Raw genomic sequence first — 20,295 nt, 5'->3', positions numbered from 1 at the left:
TATACATAAAATTGTCACTATTATAGCCTTTTTTTCCATGCTTTACTGACTGCACACATTTCCCGCCTTTATTCAAACTAAAATAAGAGGTCACTATGTTTGGCTTAAGTGCTCTGGAACTGGCCAGAATTCAATTCGCTTTTACCGTTTCCTTTCACATTATCTTTCCGGCGATTACCATCGGGCTGGCAAGTTTTTTAGCCGTACTGGAAGGATTATGGCTGAAAACACGTAATACCGATTACAAAGTGCTATATCATTTCTGGTCGAAAATTTTTGCTGTTAACTTCGGGATGGGCGTTGTTTCCGGTTTGGTTATGGCTTATCAGTTCGGCACCAACTGGAGTTTTTTCTCCGATTTTGCCGGTTCAATCACCGGCCCCTTACTGACTTATGAAGTACTGACTGCCTTCTTTCTTGAGGCAGGCTTCCTTGGCGTCATGTTATTTGGCTGGAACCGTGTAGGTGAAAAATTACATTTCTTTGCCACCTGCATGGTAGCTCTCGGTACGCTGATATCCACCTTTTGGATTCTGGCATCCAATAGCTGGATGCAAACCCCACAAGGCCATGAAATTATCAATAATCAGGTCGTCCCCGTCGACTGGCTGGCAGTAATATTTAATCCCTCCTTTCCATACCATCTGGCTCATATGTGTACTGCGGCCTTCCTCGCTTCAGCATTCTTTATTGCAGCTTCAGCGGCATGGCATTTATTGAAAGGCAATGACTCGACAGCAATGAAAAAAATGCTATCTATGTCGATGTGGATGATCCTGATTATTGCTCCTTTACAGGCATTGATCGGTGATGCTCACGGTCTTAATACCCTCAAGCATCAACCCGCCAAGATAGCCGCAATGGAAGGCCATTGGGAAAATCTTCCCGGTGAAGCAACGCCATTGATCCTATTTGGCTTCCCTGATATGGAACGGGAAGAGACGCGTTATGCCGTGGAAATTCCTTATCTTGCCAGCCTGATTTTGACTCATAGCATAGACAAGCAAGTTCCAGCCCTTAAGGAGTTTCCACCGGAAGACAGACCAAATGCCCTGATGGTTTTCTGGTCATTTAGGGTGATGGTCGGCCTTGGTATGTTGATGATAATTGCCGGCTGCTGGGGATTATGGTTGCGCTATAAAAAGCGGCTTTATCAGTCAAAAGCCTTTCTGCGTTTTATGTTTTTGATGGCACCTTCCGGCCTGATCGCCATTCTTGCTGGTTGGTTTACCACAGAAATAGGCCGTCAGCCATGGGTAGTTTACGGCCTGTTACGCACCAAAGATGCGGTATCTGCGCACGGAGAAATGCATATGAGTATCAGTCTGCTACTTTTCATCGTGGTTTACAGCTCAGTATTTGGTGTGGGTTACGCTTATATGATGAAACTTATCCGTAAAGGACCCCAAAAGGAGTTAGAAAATGGGTATTGATCTGCCGTTAATCTGGTTCATCATCATTGTGTTCAGTACCATGATGTACATTGTGATGGATGGTTTTGATCTTGGCATTGGACTGCTCTATCCCACGGTTAAAAGTAACAGTGACCGTGATTTAATGATGAACAGTGTTGCCCCCGTCTGGGATGGTAATGAAACTTGGCTGGTACTTGGGGGAGCCGGTTTATTCGGTGCTTTTCCCCTAGCTTATGCCGTTATCCTTGATGCCCTGGCGATTCCTCTGACATTAATGTTATTCGGCCTGATATTCCGCGGCGTTGCTTTTGAATTTCGTTTCAAATCATCTCCTGAGCACCGCCATATCTGGGATAAAGCCTTTATCAGTGGCTCTGTTATTGCCACGTTCGTTCAGGGGGTTGTCGTTGGCGCCTTTATACAGGGATTCCCAGTTGAAAACCGTGCTTATGCGGGGGGATCTTTTGACTGGTTCGCCCCCTTCCCTCTGTTTTGTGGTTTTGGACTTATCTTTGCCTACGCATTGTTAGGTTGTGGCTGGCTGATTATGAAAACAGAAGGCCACCTACAACAGGCAATGTACCGTGTCGCCCGGCCACTCATTTTTCTGATGTTGGGTGTTATTGCCATAATCAGTTTGTGGACACCATTAACGCATCCAGCAATTGCTGAACGTTGGTTTAGCTTACCTAATTTGCTGTTCTTCCTGCCTGTGCCATTGTTAGTTGTCTGGTCCGGCTGGAAATTACTGCATTCAGTTAAACGCAAAGCACAGTACACACCGTTTCTGTTAGCACTGTTGCTGATTTTCCTTGGCTACAGTGGATTAGGTATCAGTATCTGGCCTAACCTGATCCCACCAGCAATCAGTTACGAAGCGGCAGCAGCGCCACAACAGAGTTTAGGTTTTATGCTGGTCGGTGCCCTTCTTATCATCCCAGTGATCCTGGTTTATACCTACTGGAGCTATTATGTTTTTCGGGGGAAAGTTAACCATGAACAAGGCTACCACTAATCCAAACACCCCACGCCCTTCCGTATGGAAACGGATAGGCTGGATGGTAATGATCTGGTGTTGCAGTGTGATGACACTTTATGCTGTATCCAGCTTATTTCGCCTTTTGATGACAGCAGCAGGCATGAAATTAAAGTAATTGTTAACACTATTTAATAAATTGAGCTAAAGTTTTCATCAGTATTGCAGAACGGAATCTTAACCTGATGAAAACAAGTTCAAATAACACCATATTCAAAAACCAAAAACTGTTTGTGATCAACTCTGTTATAAATTTATTTTTACTTTTTATACTGTTGTTGATTAACAAACCATCAATTCCAGATTTAATTCTACCGTTACTGATCATGTTAAGTATTACAAATGTGTATTTTCTGATAAGAGTGGTGCATAACTCTACTCCTGTCAAAGAATGGCAACATTCAAGATACAAAGCAGAAATTAACGCATTGAAACAAAAAAACGGCTACTTGGATTTTCTCTGCCAAAGCCATTTCAAAATACAAAATTGCAAGCTTTTGCCTGAAAAGCTTCCGGAGATTTTTTCTCATCTCAGCCGCCTGATCCCTTTCTGTGAAGCCAAAATCATCCTTTATCCCTCACAACAAGAATATTTTTTCCGTAACCCCCACCAGTGTCCTTATTTCGATATGCCTCTGACAATGAGGTGGAATCTGGATGATAATATTGATAACTATGGAACACTCTGGATAAAGACACATAGAAATAGTGATCTTACTCCGGATGAAAAGAACCTGGTTCAGGATGTCGTTGCCTTAATAACAAATAAGTTGTTCCGGGAAAACCAAATCCAGTGCCATCATCAAAGCATTTTAGCGGCAGAAAGAGCATCTATTTCCCGTGAACTCCATGATTCAATTGCTCAATCGCTCTCTTTCCTTAAGATCCAAGTTAATTGCCTGTATATATGTAGTGATAATTTATCCAAGCAAAGTTTAACCTCACTAAATATGATTAAAGATGAGTTGAATATCGCTTACTGTCAACTAAGAGAATTACTTGCCGCCTTTCGGAATGAACAACCCCAATGTAATCTACAAGAATCCTTACAAGCTCTGGTTAACGAATTTAACCACCGTTTAGGCTTCAATATTGAATTCAATTACCTGCTGACATATCAGCACATCTCTGACAATTACAGTAAGCATTTGGTACAAATTATCAGAGAGTGCTTGAATAACTGCTACAAACATTCTAATGCGAACTGGATCAGCGTCCGTATTGATTCTATCGATAACAAAATCATTGCCGTTGTCAGTGACAATGGCCAAGGAATCAATCTGAATGCCATCAATAAAAATAGATTTGGGCTAGCGATTATACAAGACAGGGTCAACATAATGGGTGGACAATTACAGATAAAAAATCGTAAACAAGGCGGTACAGAAATAAAGATTCAGGTTTTATTAGACTAAAAAAGAATATGAAACCAAATTATAAATATGACGCAGCTTATTGAATGATAATAATTAGCATTTGCGTCAATTGCTGTTACACTGAATTTGGTCATACCAGATAATTAAAAAAGTACGATTTCCAGAGGAATTTTACGTGACTACTAAAACAATTGAAGAAAAGAACATTTATCGCCCTGCCCCACCAAGACTTGTTCAAGTAAAAAACATTTTTGATGTGACACCCAATATGCGAAGGATTACTTTCGAAAGTGAATGTCTCGATAGTTATCCGACTGAATGTGAGGGTGGACTTTTAAAAATATTCTTACCGCTTCCGGGACAAACAAAACCGATATTACCCACCTTATCCCCAAAAGGCCCGGTATGGCCAGCAGATGAATTTCGTCCAATTACCCGTGCTTACTCCGTTCGGGCTCTCCGTACCGAACAAAAAGAGATCGATATTGAGTTTGCACTGCATCACGGTGGTGGTCCCGCTGTGGAATTTGCTTATAGAGCAAAAATCGGTGACTGGATAGGCATTACTAATCCCGGTGGCCCTGATCCATTGCTGCCAAAGGTCAGTCACTACTATATGGCTGGCGACCCCAGTGCCCTGCCCGCAATTGCGGCTTTATTGGAAACAATCAACAACCCAGATGCTACCGGGCAAGTGATTATTCGTGTCGAAAGTGAACTGGATATTCAAGATCTGAAAAAACCTGAAGGAATATCAATCCATTGGGTTATTGGCAGTGTTAAAGTCACCAACGATATCGTATTCGAGTTCAAATCTTGGTCATTACCCACAGAAGATGTCACTTTCTGGCTCGCAGGTGAAGATAAATTGGTAAAAGAACTTCGTCGCTATGTTCGCCGTGAAAAAGGTTATGAACGTCACCAACTATGCGCCATCCCCTATTGGAGATATGGCTTTAACGAAGATGGTTATCACGACTTACGCGATGAAGTGATGATGATGAATAGGTACGATTAATACATAACATCAGCCACTAAATACTGATGAGTGAAAAACTCAAGGGATCACGCCAGCAAAACGCCAACGGCGTGTTCCCACAGGTTTATTCAATACCCTTATTCCATCCCTACCTTTTCTTAACCAAAGAGATGCTAATGTTATCAGCAAGATCGCTGAGTACCGGGTTTTTGAAAACAAATGAGAATGGCAAAAGGAACCCTGTCTCCTCTTGTAACCTGAATACAAATCTTACAACCAATAATGACTGCCCACCTAAGTCGAAGAAATTATCGTTTCGACTTACCTTATCAACGGCGAGAAGTTCGCTCCATATCCTGGCTAACATCTCTTCAAGCTCATTTTCTGGCTGCTCATAATGCGAATGTCGATAAGTAGATGAATCAGAATGAGATAAGGCTTTTCGATCTACTTTACCGTTTGGCATTAGCGGTAAAGATTCGAGTACCACATAAGCCACGGGTATCATATGCGGCGGAAGATGTTGACAGAGATAATGCCGCAATTTTTTGACCAGATTTTCATCAGAAAAACCCTCAAACAACATGAGATAAGCCACTAAACATAAGCTACCCCCGATATCGTTTCTGGTAATCACCACCGCCTGATGAATACCCTTGTACGCTTCCAGTAATCCCTCAATTTCCCGTAACTCAGTATGAAAACCCCAGATTTTAACTTGATGATCATGGCATCCAATATATTCAATATTGTCGTCATCATCATAACCAGCTACATCACCACCGCGATCCTCCGTCTGAGTTCGCTCCCTTCCCTGCAGTAATGCAAGTTCATCCGGAGGTAAGACATTAAGGTGAGATATAGGTTGTGTCGGTTGCTCATTTAGCGCCCAAGCCAACTGTTCGAACGCTTGCTGGACATAGTCACATAAACGGGCAGCAGAAAGCGGAGCCGTCACCACGACCTGCGCGGTTAATCCTAAGCTATCACCATCATCTTCTACCGAGAGAATCACTGGGTAGTTACACCTTTCATCTATTCCCAAAATCTCCACATTAGGCCAATTGGGCAAAGCAGGTTGTTCCCTATCGATTAGACTACGATGACGGTAATTGATAAGGGATGAAAACAGCGGGGCCAGTGCAGACACACCACTGCAACGCTGCACATCCGTCAATGGGATATGCTCATAAGCAAGCAGTTGCGATAAACGCTCATGGGTTTGGATTAACGTATCTGTCACACTCTGTTCATCAATATCCATCCGTAATGGCAAAAAGTTAATAAACAGCCCTACGCTCCGTTCCGCCCCCGTGTCACTACCCATACGTCCAAGCAGTACGGTACCCGCCACAACCTGCTGCCGTTCACTGCTTTTTGCCAACACCAGCCCCCAACCCAAATGAACCAAACTGGCCAAACTAACCTTGTACCGGCAAGCCAGATCTCGTAAGGTTTTATTCAATTCCATTGGTAACTCAATATAATATTCATCAAGCGGCTCATCCCCCAACATGGAATCATAAAAACTAAATGGCACGGTAGGCCCATCAATATCTGCCAATATCTGGCGGAAATAGGATTCATAAGCTTTACTCTCATTTACCTGGCGAGAATGAGCAATCAAATTACGATACGGCACAGTTTCTGGCAGCAAGCTTCCTTGACCGAATAGAAAACAACCTATCTCACGATGCATGACTTCCTGTGTCGTATGATCTGCCAGCAAGTGATGAATAATTTCCTGAGCCAGCCAGCGTTCACTACCAGGTTCTCGTGCCACAATCAAGCGCAGTAATGGTGCATCATGCAGTACCAACCGATGATCAGAAATAGTGTGATACGCAACGAGCTGTTCAATAAAGGAATCCGTTGATGTTGCAGAAAGCGTCACCTCTATTACCTGCAATGGTACATTTCTGAGTACCACCTGAACCGGGCCACAAGCCAATCCTTCAACAAAAAAAGCAGTACGTAAAATATCGTGACGGTTAATCATCTGCTGCATAGCGTCAATATAGGTATCCAGACTGTTGCGATCATTAAATGCCATTCGGAGCATCATTTGATAAGGATCACCCCGTTGCGCCATCAAGTGGTAAAACAAAAACCTCTCTTGTAGTGGTGATAAAGCGTAAATATCTTGAATATTGCTAACCCCACCCGGAACTTGATTGACCAACATATCAATATCTGCCTGACTTATATCAACCAGTGGCAACATTTCTGGTGTGATCCGTTCACATGCAACATCAATCAAGTTAGCCGGAACTGTTAGCGAATCGTCTGCTTTTTCCAGCATTAATGCCTGTTCAGACAATATTGACGTGGAAAACAGTGTTCCTTCCCGTTGTACTACATATTCTTGCTTTCTTAACTGCCCTATAAGCTGTACGACTAACAACGAGTTACCGCCGAGAGCAAAGAAATTATCATGGCGACCAATATGTTTAAATCCGAGTAATTCACCCCAAATTCCTGCCAACAAAGATTCTTTTTCCCCTCGTGGAGCTTCATAATTTTGCCGTTGATAGTCCGAAGCATTGGGAGCCGGTAGTGCTTTACGGTCAAGCTTGCCATTTGGTGTTAATGGAAAATTCGCTAATACCACAAAGGCAGCGGGTACCATATATTCCGGCAGGCTAGATAACAGATAATCACGTAAAGTTTCTGAAACCTGCGCAGTTGCCAATTCAGGGGAAATAACAACATAAGCCACTAATCCCTTATTCCCCCTTTCTCCTTCAGTAATAACAACTACTGATTCCAGTACAGACGGATGCGTATTGATGCGCGTTTCTATTTCACCCAGTTCAATACGAAAGCCCCGAATTTTCACCTGGAAGTCATTTCGACCAATATATTCAATATTTCCATCATGAGCATAACGTACCAAATCGCCAGTACGGTACATACGGGAACCCGGTTGTGGATTAAAAGGATCAGCTAAAAAGCGTTCTGCTGTCAGTTCCGCACGATTCAGATAACCACGCGTCACACCAGCCCCGCCAATATACATCTCGCCAATAGCACCTAAAGGCACTGGTTGTTGTTGGTTATCCAACAGATAAATACGCGTATTTGCAACAGGTTTCCCTATCGATACGGAACTCCCCCTATCACTGTTTTCACTACCAAGATGGTAAACAGTAGACCAAACCGCGGTTTCTGTTGGCCCATATAAATTCCAAATATCGCGGCTATTTTCAGATAATTTACCGACCAAACTAGTTGGCATTATTTCTCCACCACACAATATTTTTACACCTTTAAAAAAAGCCTGTCCCTCATCTGTCACCAAATTATAAGTAGAAGGTGTTGCTTGAATCATCGTGATCTGATTATCAGTGATAGTCTTTATTAACGCTTCTTTATTCAGGAATAATTTCTTAGGCGCGATAAAAACCGTAGCGCCATTAATCAAAGGCAAATATATTTCCACTGCAACAATATCAAACGATATGGTAGTGGAAAACAGAACGCTTTCCTGTTCTGAAAATAATAGCTTATCCGTCATGGTCAGTAAGAAATTAACAACATTACCCTGTTCAACCATAACGCCTTTAGGTTTCCCTGTTGATCCTGATGTGTAAATGACATATGCCAGATGATGAGCAGTTAATTCTGCTACATCAGGATTTTCCTGTGATAAATCCGTTAGTGATAACTGATCAATATCCAGATTATTATTTGCCGTTTCAAAATAATTTTTTAATGCTGCTCCACCAGCAATATCATGTAATACCAACACGGGCTTTGCATCTTCCAGAATATAACTCAATCTTTCTGGTGGATAATCGGGATCAAGTGGCACATAACCACCACCCGCTTTCAAAATAGCAAGTAAGCCAATGATCATTACTGGACTTCGTTCAACACAAAGAGCAACCAAACTGTCAGGTACTACCCCATTCATGATCAGATAATGTGCCAGCTGATTTGCCTGTCGATTCAACTCCGCATAACTCAATTTTTCCCCCGAAAATATCAGTGCGGTAGCGTCCGGTGAAGCGGCAACTTGCTGTTCAAACAGATGATGGACACAACATTCTGTTGGATATTCGGTTTGTGTTGCATTCCAGGTTTCCAGTAATAATCTTCGTTCAGCCGATGGCAGAATATTCAATTGACTCACAGCGATTGTGGGTTGTTCGCTTAATACCCAAACCAATTGTTGTAATGTTTGTTGCAAATAACCAGACAACTGTAAAGCTGAAATTCTGGACATTGCGAGCAGCCGGGTTGTCAATTTTAAATTATTGCCATCATCATTAATAATCAACATTAATGGAACATTAATCTCATCACCATGCTCAATCCTATTATGATGATATTGATGGTAAATAAGGGCAGTAAACTCCGATGTTGTAGAATAGATATCAGTGGGAACTATTAACAATTGTGATAAATATTCATTGACACTCAGTAATACATCGATCACACTTTTTTCTTCAATGTCCAGAAACAGGGGTAAAATACCGAAGCCGGATTGATAATATTGTAATGTGCCAGTAATGACTTGCTGCTGTACACTGTATTTTGCTAATACTATTCCCCAGGCAAGATGACATAAACTCGTTAAATCAACACCTGATTGATCAGCTTGCAAGCGTAACGCATCCGTCAACTTTGCAGGCAATTTCACCTGATATTCATCATATTGGCAACTCTCAAATGGGTTACTTTTAGGCAAATCGACATCAAGACCAAAAGCCATAATAAGCTCATGAGACTTTCCTGATTTTTCATATAATAAACCATTTCTATTTATCGGCGAATTTTGCATAATAATAGTATCCAAGTTTATTGAATCAATACCTGAGAAAATATGTTTAACTGATGACGTTGCAACTGGTGAAATTATCACTGGCTATTCTTATAATAAATTTATTCTATACAATCTGATAATTTAATTCTCTATGCCATACCAATAAATACATAAAATTAACTCCAACCATCATCACACAACATAAAATATCACTCATTATAAGTATAATATGATAAGTGATATTTAACACAAACCTCATTTCCATTAACAAAAGAACAAAGATAATAAGATAATAAGATAATAAGATAATAAGATAATAAGATAATAAGATAATAAGATAATAAGATAATAAGATAATAAGATAATAAGATAATAAGATAATAAGAATATTATTAATTTAAATATCTTTATCAAAAAAATAGTTAATTATAAACATAATACGACCAGAATTAAACGATGAAAGCAACGCCGTGAGATGTTTTTTCAAAAACTCTCAACGGCGTATTCCTCGGATTATTCACTGTAAGCCAATAACGCCTTCTGGCACAATTGAGAACGAACGCAATCCTCTTGATTAAAATGGATAACACTGACGGTTTCATCATCTGAAAATCTTTCCAGTGCATCCCTTAATCCTGAAACCACTCCGGCAAGCAAATCACACTGACTCACATCACCATTTACAATTACCGTCACATTTTCTCCAAGCCGGGTCAGAAACATTTTCATCTGGTTGACCGTAACATTCTGCGCTTCATCCAAGATCACAAATGCATTTTCAAATGTTCTGCCCCGCATATAGGCAAAAGGGGCAATTTCTACTTTGCCAATTTCAGGTCGCAAACAATATTGCAGAAATGACGCCCCCATACGTTTTACTAAAACGTCATACACAGGCCGGAAATAAGGCGCAAATTTTTCAGCTATATCTCCGGGCAGAAAACCAAGATCTTCGTCTGCCTGTAATACAGGTCGGGTGACAATGATCCTATCGACTTCTTTATTAATCAATGCCTCTGCTGCCATTGCAGCACCGATAAAAGTCTTACCACAACCTGCCTCCCCATTAGCAATAATCAGTTTCTTATAAGTTATAGCGCGCATATAACGATATTGAGTTTCGGTCCGTGGTAAGATCTCCGAAGTATCCCGGTTGTCACGTGCCATACCTATGGCTTCTACGCCGCCGAGTTGCACCAAAGAGGTCACGTTGTCATCATCTCGGTAACGTTGATGACGCAAATCCCTTTTCATAATCCGTTTTGCTTCTCGACGTGATTTAATCGCTGCTTTCTGTCTACTCATAGCAGTAGCACCTTATCGTTGTTTTCACCCATGTGGTGTCATATCACCGATCAATAACTACATCATTAACTACATCATTTCAAAAAGATAATCGCTCCCTTTCAGTTCATTTAATCTCATAAAAAACGGTAATAAAATCACCACACACCTTATCGGTTCTGATATTATTGCAAGTTCAAATCCCTCCCACCGGAAATACAGTTAACACCTCTATTATTAACGTTATTCGCAATTATTTCTGTTTAGTGAAAACTAACGAATCATCATGACAGTATAATGACAACTTTTAATTTATGGCAAGAAACTCAGGGAGTTTTTATTAAAGAATAATCGACTGTATTATCTGTTTATTTTTCCTTGAAATTTCATTTATTAAATAGTGTAACTTGATATTTACAGTGATGAATATTAATTAACATAAGCTAATCCATTATTAATATAGCTGCTTTTATGCAGTGACAGGTTTAGTTTCTATGATATTGATGTATTCTGTTACCATCCGGAATAAGGAATCTATCTGCGATCCCTCTTCTCCACCGGATGGTGGCAATATCATACTGATTATGACAGAACAAAATGATAGTTAATTATCTGTTCTATTAAGTACCCTTACAATTTTGAGCGAGGTGAAAACCGGCATTTTTTGCCTCAGTTTCTGTTTTAAAATAAATGGCATTTTTCTCCATAATCATCTTATACCCCGAACAATGGGAGAAATGATAAATTTTGCTATTGTTATTGCCTTTAATTAATCCTGTACGTGGTGTATCTGATGACGTCAGTTTTTTCCTGCTATCTGTTTGGTTATTGTTTCCCACCCTTTTTCTTTGCTCTTCTTGTGGAATACCAGCAGCAGAGTTCTTATGCCACAACTCCCATTTCTGCTCACCGGTAACAAAAGGATTATGATGCCCCATAATACTGGCAATCCGATTATCTCTCTCCCGTTCCCATTTACTCGGTGGATACTGACGATCCCAAGCCATAAATAATTGTTGCTGCTGGCGGGACATAGAAAGATTGTAGCGATCGTGCATATAAAAATTAATCCGAGCTACCTGCCCTTTTACCCCATCTCTAGGTTCGAACGTTCGAGATTTAAAATCAACTTTACTGGTACAACGACCATAAACATTCGGCATACTTTTCGGTAACATTCCATAACTGAAATTACTACGATCACCATTAACCTCCCCAATTGATGGAGCCAAATTATACATATCAGATTCCATTGACCTGAAAACAGGATCTGAAGAGACACAATTTTTCCTCCCGCCATTTTTCCAACATTGTCGCTGATGACCAAAAACCCAGGCAGGAACAATATGTTCCCATTCAATCCGTTCAGCACGATTCTGTTGTGACCTGACTTGATAACCACACGAAGGAAGAATTACATGCCCACCGCTCTTACCTGTCCATTGCCAATGACAGCCACAATAAAGTGTCCCTTCCTCTGACTTAAATTGATCGTGGTATATGCGGTTACGCAGTTCAACTTTAGCTTGTTCAAAGGTAGCTGGAGCGGCAAAGGAAGATAGTGGAATGATTAAACTAAAACACCCAATATAGATTACCCCAAAATTAATTTTCTGTTTCAATGATAAATCCTATTTATTAAAAGTATCGTTTTGATCTTTCCCTTTTATGTTGCCTTACAACCGACCTATAAGACAAACATTGTTTCTTTGCATTTCTTCTTAACACTCTTTTTAAAACGAAAGGCTATTCAATAAACAAGTTGAAATATCACTCTAATTTTGCCAGACAACAGATAATTGATGCCAGAGCGAGCAAAATTCAGCAAATAATGTCTACTATCTGAAATTAGATTTCAGGAAGGATAGAATGAAATGAGAAAGACCGCATATATAACACGGTCTTAAGCAAGGTAGCCGTCAGTAAAAGTTATTCTTTTTCAGCCAATAAAAGCCTATAAATTACACCACCAATAATCCCGCCAATAATCGGCATCACCCAAAATAGCCATAACTGCTCTAAAGCCCAGGTATTCTGGAATATAGCAGAAGCAGTACTTCGTGCAGGGTTAACTGAGGTATTTGTGACAGGAATGCTAATCAAATGAATTACAGTCAACGCCAGACCTATTGCTAATGGCGCAAAACCTACAGGTGCGCGTTTATCTGTCGCACCAATAATGACCATCAGGAAAATAGCTGTCAAAACAACTTCAGCAACAATAGCTGACTGAAGCGAAAAACCACCAGGTGAATGTTCACCAAAACCATTGGCAGCAAAACCACTGGCTGTCGCATCAAAACCAGCCTGCCCAGAGGCAATCACATACAACACTGCCGCCGCAAGAATACCGCCTATGACTTGAGAAATAATATAAGGAATGATTTCTGCTGCTCTGAAACGGCCACCAGCCCAAAGACCAATTGTCACTGCGGGATTGAAATGCCCCCCGGAAATATGCCCTACTGCATATATCATAGTCAAAACGGCTAAACCACATGCTAAAGCTACACCAACAAAACCAACACCTAATTCAGGAAATCCGGCAGCTAATACCGCACTACCACATCCGCCAAAAACCAAAACGAACGTTCCAAATAATTCAGCTGCTAATTTTCTTAACATGTTTTATCCTCATCCAGTCATCAAAGAGCTACCTCGCTAAAATTAACTATAGCCAATAAATTAAAATCACGCTTATTTTTGCCATAAACACATAAGTTGCCAATTTATGCAGCCTCGTTGCCTGATACTCGCTTTAAACATGGTTTCAATGCAGCATTAATCCTGTGTGGATCAATTTCTTAATGAGAATTGGATAACTTAAAATCAACTATCCTCAGAATAAATCCAACATTCCGTTTTAAAATAGAAAAATCCGGTGCAAAAAACATTAACACCGGATTATCGCATAGGTACTCTTAAACGGTTGGTACTATACAATAAGTGACTTTCTCATTACTGGATAGATAACTCATCTGACTACTAAAACTGAAATATTTGCGTATCCGACAATCCCTGAAGCATTTGAACCCAATAAATGGGTAGAAATATTAGGTCGTCTGGAACCAATGATGATTAAATCTGCATTAATTTCACCCGCTGTCGATAATACTTTATCCCTTGGTGAACCAAAAGCGACAGAGAAAGATACCCGTTCCTTTGGTAAATCTATTTTCTCAGCAACTTTTGCCAGTTCTTCTTTTGATCTGACAATGGATTTCTTAGCAAAAGCGTTGAGCAAGTCATACTGATAACTATAACTAATTGAAAATCTTGATATATCAGGAACGGAATGGAAAAGATGGATATTAGCATTAGACAACTTAGCCAAATACTCTGCATGTGCAATCGCTTTATCGGTCAATTCATCTTCTGAAATTTCTACCGGTACTAAAATAGTCTTGTACATATGCACTCCTATATTTATATACCAAACCGAGCTACTTTATTGAGTATATGAAATATTCCATTATTTGCTGTGAGTTGTTTAACTAAATCAAACAAATTACTCCATAACTCATTCCCGATTACTCAGAGTCAAGATGCCATTTATGTAGAATTCGGTGAATAAAAGGTGTTACAACCAGCCCCAAAGTGATAAAGAACACACTTTCTAGAAATAACCCATATATGGCAATAAAATATTTACCAGATAAGCTGACAGGGGCAGGATCTAATCCCTGTGCACCAAGCATAGATAAAGAGTTAAGTACAGATTCAGAAAATGAGTGCCCTTCTATCAGATAAAACCCCAGTACACCCGGAATTATCCCAATAAAGAAAAATGTTGCGGCAATAAGATAAAAACGAGCTACTCGCCATAAAAAATGATCCAACCGAATCAGTTTCTCAGTAAATTTTTCCACGATTAGTTCACTCTCAACACGTTTACATAATCACACCAAATCCAATGAAAATAAAGTCAACTAAAATACAACAACACAGCCTTAACCTACTGATATATATGGTAAGCCATCCAAAGATGGCTAGCCAATTTATCAATTAAATTTTTACTATGCTACCTAACAACCAAAACAGAAGTTTTCGAATATTTAACAACACCTGCGGCATTAGATCCCAATAAATGGGTGGAGATATTGGGCCTCCTTGAGCCAATAACAATAAGATCAGCACTAATTTCTGTAGCAGCTTCTACTATTTCATCTCTCGGCGAACCAAAGGCAATAGAATAGGATAGCCTTTCATCAGGAAAATCTATTGTATCAAGCAGCATTTTTAAATCATTCTCTGCTTTAACTGTCGCTTTATCCTTAATTTCCTCATATCCCAATGAATATGCATTAACAATCGCAGATGAGACTGGTAACACATGAAGAATATGAAGCTTCGCGCCTGTTTCTTTAGCTAAAGACAGAGCATACTTAACAGCCTTATTCGTTAGTTCATCTTCTGAAATATCTACCGGTACTAAAATAGTGTTGTACATACGCACTCTCCTATATTTACATACCAAACCAGACTATTATCTTAGTATACTCAATATTTTATTAATTACTATGAGTTATTCAATAAGATGAAAAAATAACAGAAAACACTTATATTTCATATTGATAAAGTCTGTAATCAATACTTTCCTCATAGCATTTTAGCTTATAAAGTAAGAAAATTAATCCTCATCATTATAAACTTATTACTATTTGCCGTAAAAACATATCCAGATTTTTCCCGTAGCAAGAAAAAATAAATTAATGCCTTTATTCAATATATCATCTGTTTCTTACAATAAAATAAAAATCTCAATATTTTACATACATAACATTCATCTGACAGTCACAACAAAAAAATAAGCGCCTTATCGAAGTAAATATTATTAAATATTCATATTTATGTTGAACAGTAAAATTAATGATAAATAAAAATACCTTTGTATAGATAGGAAAAGAAAGATATTTTCAAAAATAGCATTATTTAATAAACAAAAACAATAACAAATTCCCGATTAAGTATGATTTGCCCTACTTCTGCTTAACTCCATGATTTCAAAAATCTGAAGCTTTTAAAATCGAAAATTTTTTGATCTAAAGCTAACAGAACTTTTAAACATACTACCTCTGTTGCCAGAATTTCAGTATCGAACAGTGAGATGAGATCAATTTTACTTATAGTCATTACTTAAGCATTAATTACGTCATGAAAATAATAACTATGCCATATAATTTACCCCTTATTTTTATACACCACATAAATAGACCAGCAAAAACAAATGTTAATTTTTTGTTAAAAATATTTATTTCACAAATATTTATACAGTCATTAATTCTATTATAATCAGAATATACAGGATATTTTTATTACGAATAAATAATACATATAACTATATAAGACAATTCTCTTTTGTCTTTTGGAGATATAAGTATAATGTCCACATTCCGAATGAGTTTTTAGGAAAGCCTCCCTATTCTATTGTTTTACATAGTCTTTATTAAAAATTCAAAAATAGATTACTGAGGTTAACTCTTCTGAAGCAGATTTAATACACACGCAATATCAATAAAGCTCATTATATGAACATAGGACCAGTTGGAGACACTTTTTTGATTAATGTTTTGTTAGTCGATGATCATGAATTGGTCAGAGTTGGTGTAAAACGTATTCTTGATGACGTAAAAGGGATAACAGTTACAGGAGAAGTCAACTGTGGTGAAGATGCGATAAAATGGTGCCGGGTCAATAAAGCAGATATCGTGTTAATGGACATGAATATGCCGGGTATTGGCGGCCTGGAGGCGACAAAAAGAATCTTGCGTTATTGCCCCGATATCCGTGTAATTATGCTGACTATCTATACTGAAAACCCATTACCAATGAAGGTAATGCAAGCTGGAGCCAGAGGATATCTCAGTAAAGCCTCTACCCCTCAAGATATGATCAATGCGATTCGTACTGTTAATGCTGGTCAGCGCTATATAGCTCCCGATATTGCACAGCAAATGGCACTTAGTCAGATTAACCCACAGAAAGAAAATCCATTAAGTTGCCTGTCTGATCGTGAATTACAGATTATGCTGATGATCACAAGAGGGCAAAAGGTCAGTGATATTTCCGAACAACTTAACCTCAGCCCAAAAACCGTCAATAGCTATCGCTACAGAATGTTTAGTAAACTAAATATCAACGGTGATGTAGAATTAACGCATATGGCAATACGCTATGGGCTGTTCGACACAGAGAGTCTATTAAATAGTGACGGAACAATTTGATTCAAAAGCGTTTTTAAAAACAGTAACCAGTCAGCCTGGTGTTTATCGAATGTATGACTCCTCGGGGACAGTTATTTATGTCGGTAAAGCTAAGGATTTAAAAAAACGGCTTTCCAGTTATTTTCGGGCACAAGTGGCCAGCCGTAAAACTGAATCTTTGGTCAAAAACATTGTTCAAATAGATGTTACTGTCACTCACACAGAAACAGAAGCGCTGTTATTGGAACACAATTACATCAAGCTTCATCAGCCCCGATATAATGTTTTGCTACGAGATGACAAATCTTACCCTTATATTTTTCTCAGCGCAGATAAACATCCCCGGCTGGCAATGCATCGGGGGGCCAAACATTCTAAGGGTGAATACTTCGGCCCATTCCCAAATTCTCATGCAGTACGTGAATCATTAATCTTGCTACAAAAACTTTTTCCTATCCGACAATGTGAAGATAGTGTCTACCGCAATCGCTCCCGTCCATGCCTTCAATATCAAATTGGCCGATGTCTTGGGCCTTGCGTTAAAGGATTAGTGAGCGAACAAGAATATCAGCAACAAGTTGATTATATTCGCCTGTTTCTTTCAGGCAAAGATCAACAAGTTTTAACCCGATTAATTAACCGCATGGAAGCAGCAAGTCAGCGACTAGAATTTGAAGATGCTGCAAAATATCGTGATCAAATTCAGGCGGTTCGTCAGGTCACTGAGAGGCAATTTGTTTCAGGAACAGACGATGATTTGGATGTCATAAGCATTGCATTTGAAGCGGGAATGGCTTGTTTACATGTACTATTTATACGTCAAGGCAAAGTGCTGGGTAGCCGCAGTTATTACCCTAAAATACCTGCCGGGACAGAGCTTAACGAGATTGTACAAACATTTCTTGGTCAATTTTATTTACAAGGCAGTCAAAACCGGACTTTGCCATCAGAAATTTTACTAGATTTTGCTCTGCAAGAAAAAGAAATTCTGTCTGATTCTTTATCTGAAATATCTGGTCGAAAAATTCATATTCAAACCCGGCCTCGTGGAGACAGAGCTCGTTATCTGAAACTCGCCCGTACAAATGCCGCCACAGCTCTGGTTACTCGCTTATCTCAACAATCAACTATTCATCAAAGATTGGACTCTCTCGCCAAATTAGTTAATTTGGCAAAAATTCAAAGAATGGAATGTTTTGATATCAGTCACACTATGGGGGAACAAACTGTTGCATCTTGTGTCGTTTTTGACAGCAATGGCCCACTACGTTCTGAATATCGGCGCTATAATATTAGTGGTATTACTCCAGGTGATGATTACGCAGCGATGAATCAAGTATTGTGCCGTCGATACGGTAAGGCATTGGACGAGTCAAAAGTTCCCGACATTATTTTTATTGATGGCGGTAAAGGGCAGTTAGCTCAGGCAATCAACGTATTCCAATCTCTTGATGTTAAATGGGATAAAACTCATCCTCAATTGATAGGTGTTGCCAAAGGAAGCGATCGCAAAGCGGGGCTTGAAACACTGTTTTTTGCTACTGGAGGTGAAAGTATGGCATTGCCACCAGACTCTCCTGCCCTGCATGTTATTCAGCATATTCGTGACGAATCACATAATCATGCAATAACCGGGCACCGCCAGCGTAGAGCTAAAGTTAAAAATACCAGTATCCTTGAATCCATTGAAGGTGTTGGCCCAAAACGCCGGCAAATGTTACTAAAATATATGGGAGGTTTACAGCCATTGCGCAACGCAAATGTCGAAGAGATCGCAAAAATACCGACTATTTCCTATGCATTAGCAGAAAAAATTCATAATGCATTGAAACACTAAGTGCATTGATGCACCATACTTATAAATTCCACTATAGCCAGATAGTTAAGAAGCACTATGCAATTAAATATACCAACATGGCTCACTCTGTTCCGCATTGTCTTGATCCCATTTTTCATACTGGCGTTTTATTTGCCATTCAAATGGGCGCCGATGGTTTGTGCCACAATTTTTATTGTCGCTGCGGCGACAGACTGGTTTGACGGTTTCCTTGCCCGCCTTTGGAAACAGACTACCCGCTTTGGCGCATTTCTTGATCCTGTCGCTGACAAAATCATGATTGCCGCCGCATTAGTATTAGTTTGCGAGCATTATCATACCTGGTGGATAACATTACCTGCCGCAACCATGATAGCACGTGAAATTATCATCTCTTCGCTTAGAGAATGGATGGCCGAATTGGGGAAACGCAGTAATGTTGCCGTTTCCTGGATGGGTAAAATAAAAACTACAGCCCAAATGGCAGCATTAGTAGCTTTATTATGGCGCCCTAATTTTGAATTCGAGCTTGGTGGATTCATATTACTTTACGTCGCTACAGTGATGACATTTTGGTCAATGTTTCAATATGTAAACGCGGCATGGTCTGATTTGCGTGAAGCTTGATCTAACTGACGCAAAAAACACCGAACAAACATATCGTAACAATAATTGTGTTGACTCGATACGTTAAGTAAGTAGAATGCAACGCATCGAACGGCACATGAGGTTTACGAAAACAAACAAGTAAATCAGCCAGTTCGGAGCGATGCGGGAATAGCTCAGTTGGTAGAGCACAACCTTGCCAAGGTTGGGGTCGCGAGTTCGAGTCTCGTTTCCCGCTCCAAAAAACTAGTCGGGATGATGATTAGTTGCTGATATTAAGGCGCGTTGGCAGAGTGGCCATGCAGCGGATTGCAAATCCGTCAACCTCGGTTCGACTCCGGGACGCGCCTCCAGATTCAGCCCAGGTGGTGAAATCGGTAGACACAAGGGATTTAAAATCCCTCGGCTGTAAGGCTGTGCGGGTTCAAGTCCCGCCCTGGGCACCATATAAAATTCACTGATAAAACAGTGAGTTAGGGAAAAGAAAAGGCCACCGCAAGGTGGCTTTTTTGTTGATACAAATCACACTTCACTATTCGTTCACTATATCTTTTCGCTATATTTTCACTTCGGCACCTCAGGCCACTCAACGTTGGGAGCCTGGTTAACATCTACACGAGTCAGCAATACCCGGTACTTCTTCCAGGCAAGTAATGCTGCTTCCTCTTCATCTGTCGCCATTTCCAAGTCAACCGAGTCTTGCAATAGAGACAGTGTTTCATTTGCTTGCTGTAACAGTGCTGCTTGCTGTTGCTTTGCTTCGTTAATCTGATGAGACTTCAGAAGGTCTTTATCAACTACCCACTCTTTAC

The 20,295-nt window shown here is 39.8% G+C and carries 16 protein-coding genes and 3 tRNA genes; 11 read left to right on the top strand and 8 right to left on the bottom strand.

All coding sequences use genetic code 11. From position 1 onward, the window contains the following. Nucleotides 1–95: 95 nt before the first annotated feature. The 5 genes from C5469_RS19630 to C5469_RS19610 all read left to right on the top strand — a co-directional run bounded on the left by C5469_RS19630 (nt 96) and on the right by C5469_RS19610 (nt 4,845). Nucleotides 96–1,433 (top strand): cytochrome ubiquinol oxidase subunit I, encoded by a 1,338-nt coding sequence (locus tag C5469_RS19630; RefSeq protein ID WP_166310155.1) that lies wholly within the window; start codon nt 96–98, stop codon nt 1,431–1,433. Beyond that, nucleotides 1,423–2,430, top strand: a complete 1,008-nt coding sequence (gene cydB, locus C5469_RS19625) for a cytochrome d ubiquinol oxidase subunit II (RefSeq protein WP_166310151.1) — start codon at nt 1,423–1,425, stop codon at nt 2,428–2,430. The genes C5469_RS19630 and cydB overlap by 11 nt, the downstream gene beginning before the upstream one ends. Next, complete coding sequence (locus C5469_RS19620; RefSeq protein WP_072161917.1) at nt 2,411–2,569, top strand: DUF2474 domain-containing protein; 159 nt, start codon at nt 2,411–2,413, stop codon at nt 2,567–2,569. The genes cydB and C5469_RS19620 overlap by 20 nt, the downstream gene beginning before the upstream one ends. 67 nt (nt 2,570–2,636) lie before the next feature. Beyond that, nucleotides 2,637–3,866, top strand: a complete 1,230-nt coding sequence (locus C5469_RS19615) for a histidine kinase (protein WP_166310141.1) — start codon at nt 2,637–2,639, stop codon at nt 3,864–3,866. A 136-nt stretch (nt 3,867–4,002) separates the two neighbouring features. After that, complete coding sequence (locus tag C5469_RS19610; protein ID WP_166310139.1) at nt 4,003–4,845, top strand: siderophore-interacting protein; 843 nt, start codon at nt 4,003–4,005, stop codon at nt 4,843–4,845. A 109-nt stretch (nt 4,846–4,954) separates the two neighbouring features. On the opposite strand, the gene C5469_RS19605 is transcribed toward C5469_RS19610, so the two are convergent. From C5469_RS19605 to C5469_RS19575, 7 genes are all read right to left on the bottom strand, one after another. Continuing rightward, on the bottom strand, nt 4,955–9,592 hold the full coding sequence (locus C5469_RS19605; protein ID WP_166310137.1) for a non-ribosomal peptide synthetase: 4,638 nt from the start codon (nt 9,590–9,592) through the stop codon (nt 4,955–4,957). Nucleotides 9,593–10,087: 495 nt separating this feature from the next. Then, nucleotides 10,088–10,879 carry a phosphate starvation-inducible protein PhoH gene (gene phoH / locus C5469_RS19600; protein WP_166310135.1) on the bottom strand — a complete coding sequence of 264 codons (792 nt, stop codon included), beginning with the start codon at nt 10,877–10,879 and terminating at the stop codon, nt 10,088–10,090. 599 nt (nt 10,880–11,478) lie between these two features. Further along, the gene (locus C5469_RS19595) at nt 11,479–12,480 is read right to left on the bottom strand and encodes an endonuclease (protein ID WP_166310133.1); all 1,002 of its coding nucleotides are present in this window, start codon (nt 12,478–12,480) and stop codon (nt 11,479–11,481) included. Nucleotides 12,481–12,787: 307 nt separating this feature from the next. Beyond that, entirely contained in the window at nt 12,788–13,483 is a 696-nt protein-coding gene (gene aqpZ / locus C5469_RS19590; protein ID WP_166310131.1) for an aquaporin Z, read from the bottom strand. Between the two features lie 349 nt (nt 13,484–13,832). Continuing rightward, the gene (locus C5469_RS19585) at nt 13,833–14,270 is read right to left on the bottom strand and encodes a universal stress protein (protein ID WP_166310129.1); all 438 of its coding nucleotides are present in this window, start codon (nt 14,268–14,270) and stop codon (nt 13,833–13,835) included. A 118-nt stretch (nt 14,271–14,388) separates the two neighbouring features. Beyond that, the gene (locus C5469_RS19580; RefSeq protein ID WP_166310127.1) at nt 14,389–14,727 is read right to left on the bottom strand and encodes a hypothetical protein; all 339 of its coding nucleotides are present in this window, start codon (nt 14,725–14,727) and stop codon (nt 14,389–14,391) included. Between the two features lie 152 nt (nt 14,728–14,879). Continuing rightward, complete coding sequence (locus tag C5469_RS19575; RefSeq protein ID WP_166310125.1) at nt 14,880–15,308, bottom strand: universal stress protein; 429 nt, start codon at nt 15,306–15,308, stop codon at nt 14,880–14,882. 1,108 nt (nt 15,309–16,416) lie between these two features. Here C5469_RS19575 and uvrY point away from each other — a divergent pair. The 6 genes from uvrY to C5469_RS19545 all read left to right on the top strand — a co-directional run bounded on the left by uvrY (nt 16,417) and on the right by C5469_RS19545 (nt 19,929). Next, complete coding sequence (gene uvrY, locus C5469_RS19570; protein ID WP_054480468.1) at nt 16,417–17,082, top strand: UvrY/SirA/GacA family response regulator transcription factor; 666 nt, start codon at nt 16,417–16,419, stop codon at nt 17,080–17,082. Next, nucleotides 17,066–18,898 carry an excinuclease ABC subunit UvrC gene (gene uvrC / locus C5469_RS19565; protein WP_166310123.1) on the top strand — a complete coding sequence of 611 codons (1,833 nt, stop codon included), beginning with the start codon at nt 17,066–17,068 and terminating at the stop codon, nt 18,896–18,898. Before uvrY ends, uvrC begins: the two co-directional genes overlap by 17 nt. A 57-nt stretch (nt 18,899–18,955) precedes the next feature. Beyond that, nucleotides 18,956–19,504: a CDP-diacylglycerol--glycerol-3-phosphate 3-phosphatidyltransferase gene (gene pgsA, locus C5469_RS19560; RefSeq protein ID WP_166310121.1), complete on the top strand. Its 549-nt coding sequence runs from the start codon at nt 18,956–18,958 to the stop codon at nt 19,502–19,504. A 144-nt stretch (nt 19,505–19,648) separates the two neighbouring features. Further along, a tRNA-Gly gene (locus C5469_RS19555) sits at nt 19,649–19,724 on the top strand. Nucleotides 19,725–19,762: 38 nt separating this feature from the next. After that, a tRNA-Cys gene (locus tag C5469_RS19550) sits at nt 19,763–19,836 on the top strand. A gap of 6 nt (nt 19,837–19,842) precedes the next feature. After that, nucleotides 19,843–19,929, top strand: a tRNA-Leu gene (locus C5469_RS19545). A gap of 118 nt (nt 19,930–20,047) precedes the next feature. Here C5469_RS19545 and C5469_RS19540 read toward each other — a convergent pair. Continuing rightward, nucleotides 20,048–20,295: tail fiber assembly protein (locus tag C5469_RS19540; protein WP_166310119.1), on the bottom strand; the 248-nt coding region annotated here is incomplete at its 5' end.

It is taken from the genome of Photorhabdus cinerea (assembly GCF_011189575.1).
GTDB lineage: Bacteria > Pseudomonadota > Gammaproteobacteria > Enterobacterales > Enterobacteriaceae > Photorhabdus > Photorhabdus cinerea.
This window is presented reverse-complemented; position numbering and strand designations above follow the sequence as displayed.

Coding starts and splice junctions, on each gene's coding strand:
- C5469_RS19585 (WP_166310129.1), bottom strand. CDS start 14,270: ATGTACAAGACTATTTTAGTACCGGTAGAAATTTCAGAAGATGAATTG.
- C5469_RS19605 (WP_166310137.1), bottom strand. CDS start 9,592: ATGCAAAATTCGCCGATAAATAGAAATGGTTTATTATATGAAAAATCA.
- phoH (WP_166310135.1), bottom strand. CDS start 10,879: ATGAGTAGACAGAAAGCAGCGATTAAATCACGTCGAGAAGCAAAACGG.
- aqpZ (WP_166310131.1), bottom strand. CDS start 13,483: ATGTTAAGAAAATTAGCAGCTGAATTATTTGGAACGTTCGTTTTGGTT.
- cydB (WP_166310151.1), top strand. CDS start 1,423: ATGGGTATTGATCTGCCGTTAATCTGGTTCATCATCATTGTGTTCAGT.
- pgsA (WP_166310121.1), top strand. CDS start 18,956: ATGCAATTAAATATACCAACATGGCTCACTCTGTTCCGCATTGTCTTG.
- C5469_RS19575 (WP_166310125.1), bottom strand. CDS start 15,308: ATGTACAACACTATTTTAGTACCGGTAGATATTTCAGAAGATGAACTA.
- C5469_RS19630 (WP_166310155.1), top strand. CDS start 96: ATGTTTGGCTTAAGTGCTCTGGAACTGGCCAGAATTCAATTCGCTTTT.
- C5469_RS19615 (WP_166310141.1), top strand. CDS start 2,637: ATGAAAACAAGTTCAAATAACACCATATTCAAAAACCAAAAACTGTTT.
- C5469_RS19620 (WP_072161917.1), top strand. CDS start 2,411: ATGAACAAGGCTACCACTAATCCAAACACCCCACGCCCTTCCGTATGG.